This window comes from Paenibacillus sp. FW507-14B1B, from assembly GCF_058781425.1.
Genome location: NZ_JBYSWS010000006.1, coordinates 132,363 through 146,959, shown reverse-complemented (window position 1 = coordinate 146,959; position 14,597 = coordinate 132,363). Strand labels below are relative to the sequence as shown.

Genomic DNA, 14,597 nt, shown 5'->3' with positions numbered 1-14,597 from the left:
TATCGGAATTATATAATATACGAATGGTCACTCGGGGAGGAATGGACATGGAGCGGCAAATTATTATTCGACACGATCAAGAGGAGTTAACCGCAAGTATTCACTATCCATCAACAGACAGGAATCAGGAAGGACGCTGCAATCGTGTTCCACTGGCTGTTATCTGCCACGGTTTTGTGGGGAGCCGCATCGGTGTAGATCGTCTGTTCGTGAAGACGGCACGGGAGCTTGTTGAGGATGGATACATGGTTGTTCGCTTCGATTATATCGGTTGTGGCGAAAGCTCAGGCTCTTATGGTGCAGAAGGATTAGAGTCTATGATTGCCCAGACCCGTTCCGTGCTCGATTATGCGCTTAGCTGCGCCGATGTCGATCCAACTCGAGTGACGTTGATCGGGCATAGTCTTGGAGGTGCGGTTGCTCTTCAGACGGCTGTTCGTGATCAGCGTGTGAAGAATCTTGTTCTTTGGTCCGCTGTGGGTTATCCGTTTAATGATATTGTGACGATCACAGGCCGGAGTGTATATGATGAGTCCGTGAAGTCTGGAAGAGCAGATTATTTGGGGTATGAGTTTACACCCACCTTTTTCGAATCATTGGCAGCAGGACAGCCGTTTCAGGAAGCCGTCAAGTTCAGTGGAGATGTATTAGTGATTCACGGAACTTCTGACGATATTATCCCGGTTGATTATGCGTTTCTGTTTCAAAAAGTGTTCTGGATGCGCCCCGAAGGACGATGCGATAAAGAGATTATCTTTCAGGGAGACCACACATATTCCGCAGGACCGCAGCGTGCTCAGTTACTTAAGCGAACTCGCGATTGGTTAAGGGAACTTGAGAGTCAGCAGCAGGAATGGCAGCACTGGAGTATTTAAGCTGGTCGTAAAAAATATGAAAAAGATGAAGACCTCCACACCACCCGAAATCGGGGAATGTGGAGGTCTTTTTATCGTGATATATTGTACTACTGGATTAAGCAGTGGTGTGCTTTTTGAATATTTTACCGCCGCCTAGGTGTTTCTTATGACCGTCTTCTTTTTTAAACAATCCCCGAATGTAAGGAAGTACATAATAGTCGAGACCAATTTTACCAGCATTCGCAGCTGCCACGATAATCAGTACTTCAAGCAGTAACAATTGTGCGTTGGTGCTTACAGTGCCCGAGAAGAGGAATGCTGCGTTCATCACAAGTCCCATCAGTGCGGCAAAAGTAGTAAATGTTCCGAGAATTAATCCGAGACCGACTAGGAATTCACCGAGAGGTACGACGAAGTTGAATACGTTCACGCCTGGGAGAGCGACATGCTCTAGGAATGCTGCCCACCAACCTTGTACGGCAGGATGATCACCTGTTGCATTGGCGATTGCACCTTTCATGAATCCACTAGCATCAAATCCACCCATCAACTTACCCCAGCCTGCTGTTAACCACTGATATCCAACATAGACCCGGATAAAGGTTAGAAGCCACATTGCAATTTTATTCTCTCTTAGCCAAGTGTTAAACATATGAACCACTCCTCAAATGATTTGTAATTTTAGTATTTATTCGCTTTGGTGTGAGTTGCTTCTTGTTGTATGTAAGATGATCATCTCTTTCATGTCTTTATTATAAGTGAAAAAAATCACATGATTTGTGATTTAAATCACAATTTTAAATAAATTTTTAAATAAATTTTAAGATAGGCTAAGAAGCTGTTTCACACAGGTGTATATATCGATCTTTCCTATGGCATTACAGACAAAAAAACCGTTTTATGATTAAATGTAAAATATAGTATTTTGTCGGATAAGCCAATGTTGATATGTATGTGGGAGTGCTGAGGAAATAGGGGGAAGAAAATATGTTGAATCGTAATAAATCCGTATGGAGGACAAGCATTGTTTCTATTACGGCCGTACTTATGCTATCTGCTTGTGGTGGAGAGAAGAAAGAAGCAGAGCCGATCGTTCCGCCAGAGGTGCAAGCCCCAATTGAATCACCAAAGGATGAACAACTTGTGGAGCAAACGGCTGAATTTACGGCACCGCTTACAGGAATGCCACTTAAAGAAGCTTCGAACCGGAGGCCATTAGCTGTTATGGTCAACAATGCACCCGCTGCTCGGCCACAGTCTGGGCTTAGCCAAGCGGATATCGTATATGAAGTGCTTGCTGAAGGCGGGATTACTCGTCTAATTGGCATTTTCCAAAGCCAGACGGATATCGAGAAGATTGGTCCGATCCGCAGTATAAGACCTTACCTCATTGATATTGGAGAGAGTTATGGTGGGGTGCTTGTTCATGCGGGAGGGAGTCCGGAGGCCTATTCTATTATAAAGAAGCAAGGTAAACAGGATTTGGATGAAATCGGAAGTGCCGGCGCGTATTTTTGGCGTGATAAAAGTCGGAAGGCTCCGCATAACCTCTACTCTAGTGATGAGAAGCTCCGTCAGGGAGCGGACAAGCACAAGTTCTCGGATGAAGTAAAGATACCGCAGTACACCTTTATTAAGGAAGAGACAGTGGAAACGGGAAATACAGAAGAGGCAACTAATCAGGTTTCGAATCCAGACCCTCAGACTGGCGAGCCAGCCGCGAAAGTCGATATTACTTTTTTGCTGAAAAACTATGTGGTGGGCTACACCTATGATCAAGAAACGAAGCTGTATCAGAGATCTATGAACGGTGAGCCGCATATCGATCTAAATGATAAGTCTGTACTGACTGCAGCGAATGTGATTGTCCTCGGGGCGAATCATAAAGTACTTGATGATGTAGGCAGAATATCAGTCGATATTCACTCAGGTGGAGAAGCAATGCTATTCCAACAGGGAAAAGTGATTAGAGGTCAATGGGTCCGTTCTTCTGGTGATGCAATCCGATTTGTAAAAGATGGTAAAGAGGTGCCTTTGGTCGCAGGTACGACATATTTCAACATCGTCCCGAATAGTCCAGGATTTGAAACACATGTGACCATATCAAATCCGTAATTCCGATTTATTGGGATAAACGACACCGGAGCGGGTAAGTTAATTGTAAGGATAAGTTAGAGCTAGAAAAAAGCTGGTTAAAGCTTAGACAATAAGCGAATCTATAGAGGGTTCCATGTAATAGTTTTTATACACACGCATCTTTGGATGTGATAAGATAGTCAAGGTTGTCTTTCCTTTCATTTCGACGTTCTTGGCAATTTTCCGTAAAGGGGTTAGAGTATGAAATTGAAGAAAAAGGATATATTCTTTCAGACGTTGGAGAATATGGCCGACACAATCGTGCAGGCAGCAGATTATTTCTCACAGCACGTTTCTAATCTAAAAGATGTCACAGAATTTGCTAATGAAATGAAAAAATTTGAGTCTCAGTGCGATACATACACGCACACCATCATTACTGAACTCAACAAAACATTTATTACGCCAATCGAACGCGACGACATCATGGATTTGACAACCAGCATGGATGATGTAATGGACGGTCTTGAAGCCACTGCATCCCGATTCTATATGTACCAATTAGGTCAACCTGACGAATATATTGTTCAGTTTGCCGAGATCCTCCGTCAGTCTTCATACGAGATGCAGAAGGCAATTCACTTGCTATCGCAAAAGAAATTGCTGGCTATTCGTGAATACACGATCCGTCTGAATGATCTGGAGAACCAAGGTGACGAGTTGCTGCGTATTTGCATCAAAGACTTGTTCGCAACGGTATCTGATCCGATCGAACTGATCAAACGTAAAGAGATTTACGAACGTCTAGAGACTACCACGGACACTTGCGAAGACGTGGCAAATATGCTCGAATCCATCATTATGCGTAATTCGTAAGGGGTCCTGAACAATGGATACAACTATGCTCGTATTAGGGATTGTCGTATTTCTGGCACTCGCTTTTGACTTCATCAACGGGTTCCATGATACGGCTAATGCCATTGCAACTTCCGTATCGACGAGAGCTTTAAAGCCTCGGACAGCGATTATTATGGCAGCATCCATGAACTTTATCGGTGCGATGATGTTTACTGGTGTAGCCAAAACAATCGGTGGTAGTGTGGCGGATCCGACAACACTCGACAACGGGATTGAAGTCGTTATCGCAACACTTATCGCCGCGATCATCTGGAACTTGGTTACCTGGTGGTTTGGTATTCCGTCATCCTCCTCACACGCTCTCATTGGTGCGTTAGCAGGTGCAGTATTTGTTGGAGCGGGTAGTGACAAGCTTAATTATTCAGGATTTACGGATATTGTGCTTGCGCTCGTGTTATCACCAATCATTGCTTTTGTTGTCGGGTATCTGATCATGCAGCTGCTTAAAGTGATTTTTGCAAAGCGAAGTCCGCATAACGTGAACAAAGGTTTCCGTACGATGCAGATCTTTACGGCAGCACTCCAATCTTTCACGCACGGTACGAACGATGCGCAGAAAGCGATGGGGATTATCACCTTCGCACTCGTGACCTCAGGTCAGCTCAGTGAAATGGAAGTTCCTCTCTGGGTTAAAATATCCGCAGCTACAGCGATGGCGCTTGGTACTTCGGTCGGTGGATGGAAGATCATCAAAACGATGGGCACCAAAATATTCAAAATTGAGCCGATTAACGGATTTGCTGCCGACTTTACTGGCGCGACAGTTATCTTCTCGGCTACACTGCTTCACTTGCCAATCAGTACAACGCATGCCATTACTTCGGCAATCCTCGGTGTTGGCTCAGCCAAACGCTTCTCTGCCGTTAAATGGTCTCTTGCGGGTCGTATCGTAGTGACATGGTTCATTACTATTCCAATTACGGCATTGCTTTCAGGTCTAATCTTCAAAATCCTATTCTAATATGGATTTAACACATACAGATATAATGGATAGCTGTGGAGCCAATCATATAAGATTGGCTTTTTTTGTTTAATATAGAGTAGAAGATCAGATGATAAGAAAGAAGGAAAGAGCGGGGGGCCAAGCTTATGATCCGAACATTAGCAGTAACTCGAAACCGTGAAGCCACGATTGGCCTTCCTCTGGAAGAGCTAAAGATGGAGGAATATGAATGGGTGTGGGTTGACTTTAATATGCCGACACCAGAGGAATCTCGGATGCTGGAAACCTATTTTCATTTTCATCCACTGGCGGTGGAAGATTGTCTACATGTGTTACAGAGACCGAAGCTCGACTACTATGATGATGTACAATTCCTTGTTCTTCACGCCCTCGATGCAGATAATCTGCAAGCGGTAGAGGTCGATTTCTTCCTGTCCCCTAATCTACTCGTGTCCTTTCATATGCAGTCCCTAAATGAAGTAGATGAAGCTTGGGAGCGGGTGAGCGAAAGCGTCAAGAACAGAAGTGTGAAAGTGAATGGGGCAACATTCTCAGCTTATACGGTGATGGATAAGTTGGTAGATCAGTATTTTCCTAGCTTATTCGCTATAGAAGATGAACTAGCGGACATTGAAAGCAAGGGCGGGGACGAGTCGGTCGATGACTTAGTGCAGCAGGTGTTCGCTATACGCTCCAAGCTACTGAAGCTCAGACGAACGGTTGTCCCCATGCGCGATCTCTTGTACCGGGTTGTAAACTCACAGCATGTTCAGAAACACGGGCATCACGCCTATTTCTCTGACATTTACGATCATTTGTTGAAGCTCACAGATATGATTGAGGTGGATCGAGAGATGACTTCTGATTTACGGGATAGTTATATTTCACTCAACTCCAATCGGATGAACAATATTATGAAGACGCTAACGGTGATTACTACGATATTTATGCCGCTCACACTGATCGCTGGTATTTATGGAATGAATTTCGATGTCATGCCGGAGCTACATTGGTCTTTTGGTTATGGAATGGTCCTTTTATTCATGTTCTTGCTGGGTTCAAGCATGGTGCTGTGGTTCGTTCGAAGAGGTTGGTTTAAATAGGTAATGGTCTCATTCGATTCACTCCTGCTAGGACGGGTAAAACCAGACAGAGGAGAGGATTAGGCTATGATGAATAAACTTCGGTATCCGTTTAAAAGTACCAAGAAGCACCGATCTGGCGAACCTCTGCGTTCTAGGCTGCTGCGGAGAATGAGTCGTGAAACAAGACGAAGAAGAAGATTAACCGTGACAAGTCGCTATGAGACGGGCATGATCTTAAGCGAAATTTTGACGGCTATGTTATTTATATCGGGAAGTATTATGATGTTTTATTTCCATTTGAAAAGTATTGCGACTGTCCTATATCTCATTGGTAGCATTATGATGCTCCTGAGGTCTGGTCTTCGAGCTTCCTACTGGTTTCGTCTGAAATCGATGGATCAGAATAATCCAGATTGTAATAAAGATGCCACGGGTGGTGGAGGTTGGAGTCGTTAACGGTTATGGCATAATGAATGAGTGCAAGACTTGGGATCTGAAACATCTTATAGAAAAATAGGCCAATCGGAAGCATAAAGGCGTGAGTTAGCCCTTATTGCTCCTTGATTGGCCTGTTTGCTGCTCCGTATGAACTTCTTCAGACACATGAATTCATCACCTTATGGATGAATATCCTTATTTAAGAGCGTCTACGCTTGCCTGAGGAAGGTCTGCGTGAGCCGGCTCCTTGCTTGCTAGAAGAGCCGGAATGGCGTCTTCTTGATCTGGATCCCTTTCTTTTTATCGAATTCGTAGCATTCGATGAAGCGCCTTTACCTTTTTTACCAAAGACTCCGGTGAGTAGAGACATTACAGGAGCAAGCTGCTGTACACCTTGCATGACTTTCTGAACTTTGCCCATGTTCGCCACAAGACCGTCAATACCGCCCATTTTCTCAATGATGCCTTTAATATCAAGATTGCTGAGGTTTAGCCCACTAAGTAAACTAGCTAATCCACCGCTGGAGCTGCTATTCGTAGGAGCAGGTGTGATTGCCGATACAGGGACTGGATAATTGCCCCCAACTTCCTGCATCCCTTCAAAGGGTGCTAGAGGAGGCTGCGCCGCGTTCGAATAAGGATAGAAATCGGAACCTCCAGCTTCTGCCTGGAAGTCAGCATATGGATTAACACCTGGGTAAGGCGCTGTAGGCGGCAATTCACTGATTGCCCGTTGATCAGAGGGCCGGCGGTGGTGATAATAGTGATGACCTGACATGTTTATCACTTTCCTTTTTGGATGGTTTACTATACTGTATGAAATAGGCGGGCTAATGGATTAGGCTCTTGCCCTTGTTTACGGGATAGGAGCGGAAACGGGCGGTTGCCTATACGGGCTGAAAGCTCATTTTGAATAGGTTATTTTGTCATAAAATTGTAAATGCTATGGTCGTCCTGTAGTGCGTGAAATCGTTAATGCTTGAAAAGATCGTATCGGCTCAGGTACAATGAAAGAGCGTATAAGTAACGGTAGGGGATGATCCAGTGCAATTAAAGAAATTAAATGATAAAAGCATCGATCAATTATTTGAGGCAGTGTTGACATTGAAGAACGTAGAAGAGTGCTATGTATTCTTCGATGATCTATGCACAGTCAATGAAATTCAATCCTTGTCACAGCGTTTGGAAGTCGCTCGAATGCTCGGCAAAGGAAACACATACAACCAGATAGAAGCAGAAACGGGAGCCAGCACGGCTACCATCTCACGTGTGAAGCGTTGCTTGAACTATGGTAATGATGGGTATAAAATGACGCTGGAGCGCTTGGGGCGTTAAGATGAGACCTGGAGTGCTTGTCATCAGTCATGGCTCTAGGGAAGAGGCTTGGGTAACGCTTGTGGACGAAGCTGTTCAAGAGCTTGCGAGGCGTGTGGATATACCGGTAGTAGCTTCATACCTGGAATTGGTTGAAGGTCAACTCATTCAAGACGGTATATTTGCGCTAGAAGACCAGGGTGTCACGGACATGCTGGTTATTCCGTTGTTCGTATCTTCAGGTAGCACGCATATTGATGAAATAGCATACGCTTTGGGTGTGAAGTCTGTTCCTGATAAGGAAACGGATCTAGAGCCGTTTGAGGTGAGGGCACGGGTTCACTTTGGAAACCCAGTTGACGATGATCCTGATATTGCTGTAATGATATGGGATAAGGTTCGTGAACGATCTACAGATCCTTCAAACGAGGTTGTTCTGCTGGTTGGTCATGGCAGTCGCCATGAACTGTTTCGCACACGCTGGGAACGGGGTATACATTCATTGGCCCGTCTCGTAGCGGAAGTGAGCGGGGCGTCTGCGGATGCTGCACTACTAAATCCTGGGAATATTCGGGAGAAGGTAGTTGAGTGGAAGGAGCGCGGCTACGAGGTGATCGTGGCTCCGCTTTTTTTAAGTGAGGGGTATTTTACCGAGAAGGTAATCCCGGACCGGCTTGAGGGGCTTTCGTGTCGTTATTCAGGCCGAACGTTGTTACCTCATCCATTGCTTCCGCAGTGGATGCTGCGCCAGGTTCATACTCTTCTTGAACCCTTGAAATCATGAGTACAGGTGGCGTATCGTAAATGAGAAAAGCACGTTTAATTTATAATCCCACCTCTGGGCGGGAGGAAATGAAGCGGCGACTTGCCGATATACTGCAGCGTTTAGATAACGCAGGTATTGAGACCTCTTGTCATGCGACAACCGGTGAGGGCGATGCGACTCTCGCAGCCGCAGAGGCAGTGGAGCGGGGCTATGACCTTATCATTGCCGCTGGCGGTGATGGAACCTTGAATGAAGTTATCAATGGCATGGCGGAGAAAGAGAATATCCCACCTTTGGGTGTGTTCCCACTGGGAACGACGAACGATTTTGCCAGGGCACTAGGCATACCGAAGAACTGGGAAGAGTACTGTGATCTAGTGATCCGTAATGTGACTCGGCCCATTGACCTCGGTAAGGCAAATGATCGTTATTTCATTAATATTGCAGGTGGCGGGACACTCACAGAGCTTACGTATGAGGTGCCGAGTAAGCTGAAGACGATGATTGGCCAGTTAGCCTATTATCTGAAGGGCTTGGAGAAGATGGTTAGTCTGACGCCGCAGGAGCTGATCATTAAGGCGAACGGCCAAGAGATGATTCATGATGAGTTCATGGTATTCCTTATCGCGAATAGTAACTCGGTTGGCGGCTTTGAGAAGCTGGCTCCAGGGGCGAGCATCGATGATGGTCTGTTCGACGTCATTGCACTGCGGAAATGTAACCTTGCAGAATTCGTTCGTGTAGTCTCGCTTGCTTTGCGTGGGGAGCATATTAACGATAAGAAAGTCATTCACTTCCGGACCGATTATATGGAGGTTGTCTCCCCTGGACCGGTGCAGCTGAATGTGGATGGTGAGTTCGGTGGCGTATTGCCGGGAACGTTCCGGAATCTGCCGCAGCATCTAAGGATTTTTGCATAAGGTAGGAATTAGATTGAATGTCATAGGAAGCTCCCGTATAATGATGGACGGAGCTTTGTCGACTAGCTCCCCCGTGGGGGCTTTTTTGTTGTTTATGACAGGGCTTTAGTATGGAAGCCATGAATAGAGAGAATATAGAGTGATATGGACGTGTACTTCGTCGTGTGAATGGAAGAGTTGAGGTAAGCTCTCCTCGACTTGAATAGATAGATGAAATGTTGAATGTTCCCGTGCGTGGGATCATGATTAGATATATTAATAAGCTGAATGGAAAGAAGTGATCTGCACAACATGAAGAAGAACCGCAGCGGACGCGGTCCGCAACGCAGTAATAAGCCTTCGAATGTTATAGAGGGACTGCCCGTAGGCAAGAACGACGAGGTTGTCATCGACATCATCGGAATGAACCATGACGGTGAAGGCGTAGGTCGCGCTGACGGGTATACATTGTTCGTACAAGGGGCGCTACCTGGCGAAAAGGTTCGTGTAAAAGTGCTTAAGACGAAGAAGCAGTACGGCTATGCGAAGCTCATGGAGCTGGTGGAAGCAAGTAAGTCCCGGACATCGGCTCCTTGTCCGATCTATGATCGGTGCGGTGGCTGTCAGCTTCAGCATATGGATTATGCTGGGCAGCTAGCGTGGAAGCGTCAGCTTGTGGTGGACAACCTGGAGCGGATCGGAAAGCTGCGGGTGCTAAGAGAAGACGCTGTAGCTTCGGAGTCAGCGGACTCTCGTGTGGCTCAGGGTGTGAATACGTCCCGGTCTGAAGGGATAACTACGGAAAATGTAGATCTAAGTAGCACAGGAGAGCAACAGGCTGAATTAGGTAGCATTGTTGTGCGCCCTACGCTTGGTATGAGTGAGCCTTGGCGTTACCGCAACAAGTCACAGGTGCCGATTGGTGTTACCGATGGCGGACTAGTTGGCGGCTTCTACGCGCGTGGCAGCCACCGTATTATCGATATGGAGACATGTCTTATTCAGCATGAGCAGAATGATGTGGTTGTAAATCGTGTGAAGGCGATCGGGCAAAGACTCGGCATTACGGCATACAATGAAGAAACTGGACAAGGCTTGCTACGGCATGTTGTCGTGAAGATTGGTTTTGCCACTGGTGAAATGATGATCGTCCTTGTAACGAATGGTGATCGGATCCCTCGCATGAATGAGTGGATCGAGGCGATTCGTGAGGAGCTGCCGGCTGTTGTGAGCGTCTGTCAGAATGTGAACACACAGAAGACAAATGTGATCTTCGGGGATGTGACCCGTGTCCTGTGGGGACGCGAGGTTATCCATGACTATATCGGAGACGTCAAGTTTGCGATCTCGGCGCGCTCGTTCTATCAGGTGAATCCTGCGCAGACGGAAGTCTTGTATGGGAAGACGGTGGAATATGCCGGACTGACCGGTAACGAGACCGTTATCGATGCATATTGCGGCATAGGTACGATCTCGCTGTTCTTGGCTCAGCATGCCAAGAAGGTATATGGCGTTGAGATCGTCAAGGAAGCGATTGAGGATGCTAGAGCGAATGCTAAGCTCAACGAGATGAGCCATGTGGAGTTCGAGGTAGGTGCGTCTGAGGATGTGATCCCTGCATGGAAAGAGAAGGGGATCGAAGCGGATGTCATCGTCGTCGACCCACCGCGTAAAGGCTGCGACCCACGCCTCTTGGAGACGATTCTTGAGATGAAGCCGGAGCGTGTCGTGTATGTGAGCTGTAATCCGTCTACGCTCGCAAGAGATTTACGGATACTCGAAGATGGAGGGTATCGGACGGTGGAGGTTACGCCAGTGGATATGTTCCCGCATACGGTGCATGTGGAGTGTACAGTAAGACTTGAAAGAAAAGACACAGCAGATTAAACTGTATCTTAATTCTGTAAAAGAGGGTTGGAAAGATTATAATGAATTTTGATCTTTTCGCCCTCGAATATTTTGATTTTTTGTATCAACCTTTTTCAACCTTTTTAGAACGTGTTTCATGACCTGTACATCGTCAATGTCGAGGGTCGAGAACCGTTCTATTTCTTTTTTAAAACTTGTATTCGTTCGTTTTGTCGCTTGAATTGCTTTGGCGTGATCGTACCATCAACGTGTAGACTTAACAGCTTGTCAAAGCGGTTATCAATTTCGGCTAGTTCTTTGTTAATACGCGCTAATTCCTCTTCTGCGGTGATATTCGACGAGCAGTTCCTATAAACGCTCTTTCGATTTTCATCTTACGCACCCCCTTGTTGTTTTGGTTGCGTTCCTATGTCGTGGCTATAGTGCAATATTTGCTAACAGACAGGCAACCTAGAAAACGGAGCTTAACTATTTGTTTTTATTACTCTAAATAATCGTTTTCTTGTTTAATTTGATCTATTCGTTTTTTTCCCCACTCATACATCATTTCAACGATTGGTAATAACGTCATCCCAAGTTCAGTCATTGAATATTCTACTTGCGGTGGAATTTCTGGAATCACTTCTCTATGAACAATTCCATCTTCTATCAGGTCACGTAATTGGTTTGCTAATATTTTATGGGATATTTTTGGGAAAAGTCTTTGAAGTTGGCTGAAGCGATGTGGCCCTTCTACACCTAAATGCCACAAAATAACAACTTTCCATTTTCCGCTAATAATCGATAAGGTAAGTTCTTTTTCACAATGATAATCATGATTTAATATTCTCTCTTTGATCTCTTTCCTTAATGTATCTGACATGGTATTAACTCCTTTTTCTATTTATATAGTAGTAACCGTTTGGTAACCTCCGCTCAAAAAAGTGCGTTCTTCACAATGTAGAGGTTCGAAGGTAGAATGTAGTTAGTCTTACAGTCAAATCTTTATCTATTTTAGGAGGCAAGCATTTCTGAGTAAAACAGCGTATTTAATTATATCACTAGAGCTGTTTTATCAAACGCACCAGACCTAATTGTTATTTTTTACACTTTACTTCGTCAGTAATAAATCTATCTCATCTAGAGGAGCAAAAAAAATGCAAACAATCACAGGAAAAGTGGCATTAATCACAGGAGCAGGGCGTGGAATTGGACGTGCAATAGCAGTAGCTTTTGCGCAGGAAGGTATTCACGTAGGTCTTGTTGGCCGTACGCTTGAGAACTTACAACAAGTTGCAGAAGAACTTAAACAGTATGATGTGAAGGTAGCAATCGCTGCAGCGAATGTAGCGGATTTAGACTCTATCACAGCGGCGGTTGATTCCATTCGTGGCGAACTTGGTGCAATCGATATTTTGGTGAATAATGCCGGTATTTCAAAATTTGGTAGCTTTATGGACTTAACACCTGAAGAATGGACAAATATTATCGATGTCAACGTAAAGGGTGTGTACTACACAACGCGTGCGGTATTACCAGAAATGATAGAGCGTAACACAGGCGATATCATTAATATTTCATCAACAGCTGGTCAAAAAGGTGCACCAATTACAAGTGCATACTCGGCTTCAAAAGCTGCAGTTATCGGACTAAGTGAGTCATTAATGCTTGAAGTGCGTAAGAAAAATATTCGTGTTACAACGCTAACACCGAGTACGGTTGCAACAGATATGGCTGTTGAGCTAAATTTAACAGACGGCAATCCAGAAAAAGTGATGCAAGCAGAAGATTTAGCAGAATTAATGGTTGCACAGCTAAAACTTCATCCACGTGTTGTATTAAAACATGCTGGACTTTGGTCGACGAACCCTTAATAGAATTATTCGAAATATCAAGATGCTTAGCGCGGCGCGCTCTTTGTAAGAAGTTAAGCCTTCGCAACTTGCGGAGATCGCGCGATTTATCAAGAAGAACGAAGGACGGGAAGGCTAACGCCTACCGTCTTTTTTTGCGTTGCCCTACGCCCAGAATCGCCGTGTATAGCGTTACAAGGTGCCGGAAATATGTTCCCACTTAAAAGAAAAGACGCCGTATAACTGCGCCTATAATGTCGTGAATGTATCTCACTCGAGAGATATCTCTTCCCTACTCAAGGCATACAGCATCGAATAGAACATCTCTTTTGAGCATTCACAGTATAGCAGGCTTGCGCAAAATCCAAAAAAGAGGAAAAAGCCTATAAACATTGAATAAGTTAAGTACTGAATTGTCATATTGATTAAGGTCGAGGGGAGATTAGAAATGCAGTTAACCCATACTCGCTTGCTCGTGGATTGCTTTAAGGAATGTTTTGTTTTTTACCGGGATGTGATGGGGTTTGAGCCCATTTGGGGCACAGAAGAAGGTAAATATGCCGATTTCAATACAGGTAATACCACACTCGCTCTTTATGATAGAAAATCCATGGCTGATGCGATCGACTGTACTTATTCAGTAAACGATCATTTTAATGATCGGGTAGTAATTGTCTTTCAGGTGAATGATGTAGACAAGGCATTTCTTGAACTGAAGGAGAAAGTCAACTTGATGTCGGAGCCGATTTCTAGACAATATGGGATAAGAAGCGTTAATTTCAGAGATCCCGCAGGAAACTTAATCGAGCTGTATCACGAAATTCCAATAGAATAAAAGGTGTTGCAGACAATGGAAGTATTAAATTATAGGGAATTTGTAGAGCTGGTTGAGAACTATAAGATTCTACCCTTTTCAGGTTTTGTTCCTGAATACCCTTCACTAACAGATGTGACGGCAGACGATCATTGGCACACAGGAACCGATACCGACCCTTGGCAATGGCGAGTTAAGATCGTTCAAGATGATGTTGCAGCTTATGGAAAATTCTTCGGTGCTAAGGCATGTTTTATTCATAAAGAGTTATTTCCCTTATTCAAAACTATACTTACATTGAACAAAACGGTTGAAGAGCGATATAGCGATGGTCATATTTCCAGAACGGCTTTTCATCTCTATAAAGTTTTGATGGAGTATGGAAACATGGATTCACGGAATTTACGGAAAGAAGCAGGGTTAAATGCAAAAGAGGACAAAAAAGAGTATGAAAAATCACTTGTTGAGCTTCAAAATTATGGCGATATCATCATCACTGGAGCAGCAAAGCAAAGTGAAAATGATGCTGGTTGGAGCAGCATGTGTTACCAGCCATCGGATTTATGGTTAAACTCGGTGAAAGGGACACAGGACTATGTGTCTATTGAGGATGCAAAGAAAATGATGTTAGCGGAATTATCAATAACCTGTACAGATAAATCCTTGAAGTTTTTTGCTCGTAAATTGAAGCTGTAGCCGTAGCCGTCACTGCAAGCTCGTCCTTGAACATGGCAGAGCGAGAGTCCGACTGGCATTCGGTGCATGTGGAGAGTGTAGCGGTGTTGG

The 14,597-nt window shown here is 44.7% G+C and carries 16 protein-coding genes; 13 read left to right on the top strand and 3 right to left on the bottom strand.

Annotated elements, in window-relative coordinates; translation table 11 throughout:
* Nucleotides 1–47 precede the first annotated feature (47 nt).
* Nucleotides 48–875 (top strand): alpha/beta hydrolase family protein, encoded by an 828-nt coding sequence (locus tag AC3WJJ_RS23355; protein ID WP_492544286.1) that lies wholly within the window; start codon nt 48–50, stop codon nt 873–875.
* 97 nt (nt 876–972) lie between these two features.
* Here AC3WJJ_RS23355 and AC3WJJ_RS23350 read toward each other — a convergent pair whose 3' ends face one another.
* On the bottom strand, nt 973–1,509 hold the full coding sequence (locus AC3WJJ_RS23350; protein WP_492544285.1) for a DoxX family protein: 537 nt from the start codon (nt 1,507–1,509) through the stop codon (nt 973–975).
* Nucleotides 1,510–1,844: 335 nt separating this feature from the next.
* Here AC3WJJ_RS23350 and AC3WJJ_RS23345 point away from each other — a divergent pair, with 335 nt between their 5' ends.
* From AC3WJJ_RS23345 to AC3WJJ_RS23325, 5 genes are all read left to right on the top strand, one after another.
* Entirely contained in the window at nt 1,845–2,972 is a 1,128-nt protein-coding gene (locus AC3WJJ_RS23345) for a DUF3048 domain-containing protein (protein ID WP_492544284.1), read from the top strand.
* Nucleotides 2,973–3,194: 222 nt separating this feature from the next.
* Nucleotides 3,195–3,809 carry a DUF47 domain-containing protein gene (locus tag AC3WJJ_RS23340; RefSeq protein WP_422659786.1) on the top strand — a complete coding sequence of 205 codons (615 nt, stop codon included), beginning with the start codon at nt 3,195–3,197 and terminating at the stop codon, nt 3,807–3,809.
* A gap of 13 nt (nt 3,810–3,822) precedes the next feature.
* Complete coding sequence (locus AC3WJJ_RS23335) at nt 3,823–4,812, top strand: inorganic phosphate transporter (RefSeq protein ID WP_492544282.1); 990 nt, start codon at nt 3,823–3,825, stop codon at nt 4,810–4,812.
* A 128-nt stretch (nt 4,813–4,940) separates the two neighbouring features.
* On the top strand, nt 4,941–5,897 hold the full coding sequence (corA, locus tag AC3WJJ_RS23330) for a magnesium/cobalt transporter CorA (RefSeq protein WP_492544280.1): 957 nt from the start codon (nt 4,941–4,943) through the stop codon (nt 5,895–5,897).
* A gap of 66 nt (nt 5,898–5,963) precedes the next feature.
* Nucleotides 5,964–6,335 (top strand): YrhK family protein, encoded by a 372-nt coding sequence (locus AC3WJJ_RS23325; RefSeq protein WP_492544278.1) that lies wholly within the window; start codon nt 5,964–5,966, stop codon nt 6,333–6,335.
* Between the two features lie 181 nt (nt 6,336–6,516).
* Here AC3WJJ_RS23325 and AC3WJJ_RS23320 read toward each other — a convergent pair whose 3' ends face one another.
* Nucleotides 6,517–7,095 (bottom strand): hypothetical protein, encoded by a 579-nt coding sequence (locus tag AC3WJJ_RS23320; protein WP_492544276.1) that lies wholly within the window; start codon nt 7,093–7,095, stop codon nt 6,517–6,519.
* Nucleotides 7,096–7,361: 266 nt separating this feature from the next.
* Here AC3WJJ_RS23320 and AC3WJJ_RS23315 point away from each other — a divergent pair, with 266 nt between their 5' ends.
* The 4 genes from AC3WJJ_RS23315 to rlmD all read left to right on the top strand — a co-directional run bounded on the left by AC3WJJ_RS23315 (nt 7,362) and on the right by rlmD (nt 11,183).
* A complete protein-coding gene (locus AC3WJJ_RS23315) occupies nt 7,362–7,652 on the top strand; it encodes a YerC/YecD family TrpR-related protein (protein WP_422659791.1) in 291 nt (96 codons plus the stop codon).
* A gap of 1 nt (nt 7,653) precedes the next feature.
* On the top strand, nt 7,654–8,415 hold the full coding sequence (locus AC3WJJ_RS23310) for a sirohydrochlorin chelatase (protein ID WP_492544274.1): 762 nt from the start codon (nt 7,654–7,656) through the stop codon (nt 8,413–8,415).
* A 20-nt stretch (nt 8,416–8,435) separates the two neighbouring features.
* On the top strand, nt 8,436–9,317 hold the full coding sequence (locus AC3WJJ_RS23305; protein ID WP_422659793.1) for a diacylglycerol kinase: 882 nt from the start codon (nt 8,436–8,438) through the stop codon (nt 9,315–9,317).
* A gap of 291 nt (nt 9,318–9,608) precedes the next feature.
* Nucleotides 9,609–11,183 carry a 23S rRNA (uracil(1939)-C(5))-methyltransferase RlmD gene (gene rlmD / locus AC3WJJ_RS23300; protein WP_492544271.1) on the top strand — a complete coding sequence of 525 codons (1,575 nt, stop codon included), beginning with the start codon at nt 9,609–9,611 and terminating at the stop codon, nt 11,181–11,183.
* 463 nt (nt 11,184–11,646) lie between these two features.
* Here rlmD and AC3WJJ_RS23295 read toward each other — a convergent pair whose 3' ends face one another.
* The gene (locus AC3WJJ_RS23295; protein ID WP_492544269.1) at nt 11,647–12,027 is read right to left on the bottom strand and encodes a winged helix-turn-helix transcriptional regulator; all 381 of its coding nucleotides are present in this window, start codon (nt 12,025–12,027) and stop codon (nt 11,647–11,649) included.
* Nucleotides 12,028–12,301: 274 nt separating this feature from the next.
* On the opposite strand from AC3WJJ_RS23295, the gene AC3WJJ_RS23290 reads away from it, so the two are divergent.
* The 3 genes from AC3WJJ_RS23290 (at nt 12,302) to AC3WJJ_RS23280 (ending at nt 14,507) form a co-directional block, all read left to right on the top strand.
* The gene (locus AC3WJJ_RS23290) at nt 12,302–13,018 is read left to right on the top strand and encodes a 3-ketoacyl-ACP reductase (RefSeq protein WP_492544267.1); all 717 of its coding nucleotides are present in this window, start codon (nt 12,302–12,304) and stop codon (nt 13,016–13,018) included.
* Nucleotides 13,019–13,445: 427 nt separating this feature from the next.
* Nucleotides 13,446–13,832: a VOC family protein gene (locus AC3WJJ_RS23285; protein ID WP_492544265.1), complete on the top strand. Its 387-nt coding sequence runs from the start codon at nt 13,446–13,448 to the stop codon at nt 13,830–13,832.
* Nucleotides 13,833–13,847: 15 nt separating this feature from the next.
* Nucleotides 13,848–14,507, top strand: coding sequence for an AlkZ-related protein (locus AC3WJJ_RS23280; protein WP_492544263.1), 660 nt, complete (start codon nt 13,848–13,850; stop codon nt 14,505–14,507).
* Nucleotides 14,508–14,597: the final 90 nt, after the last annotated feature.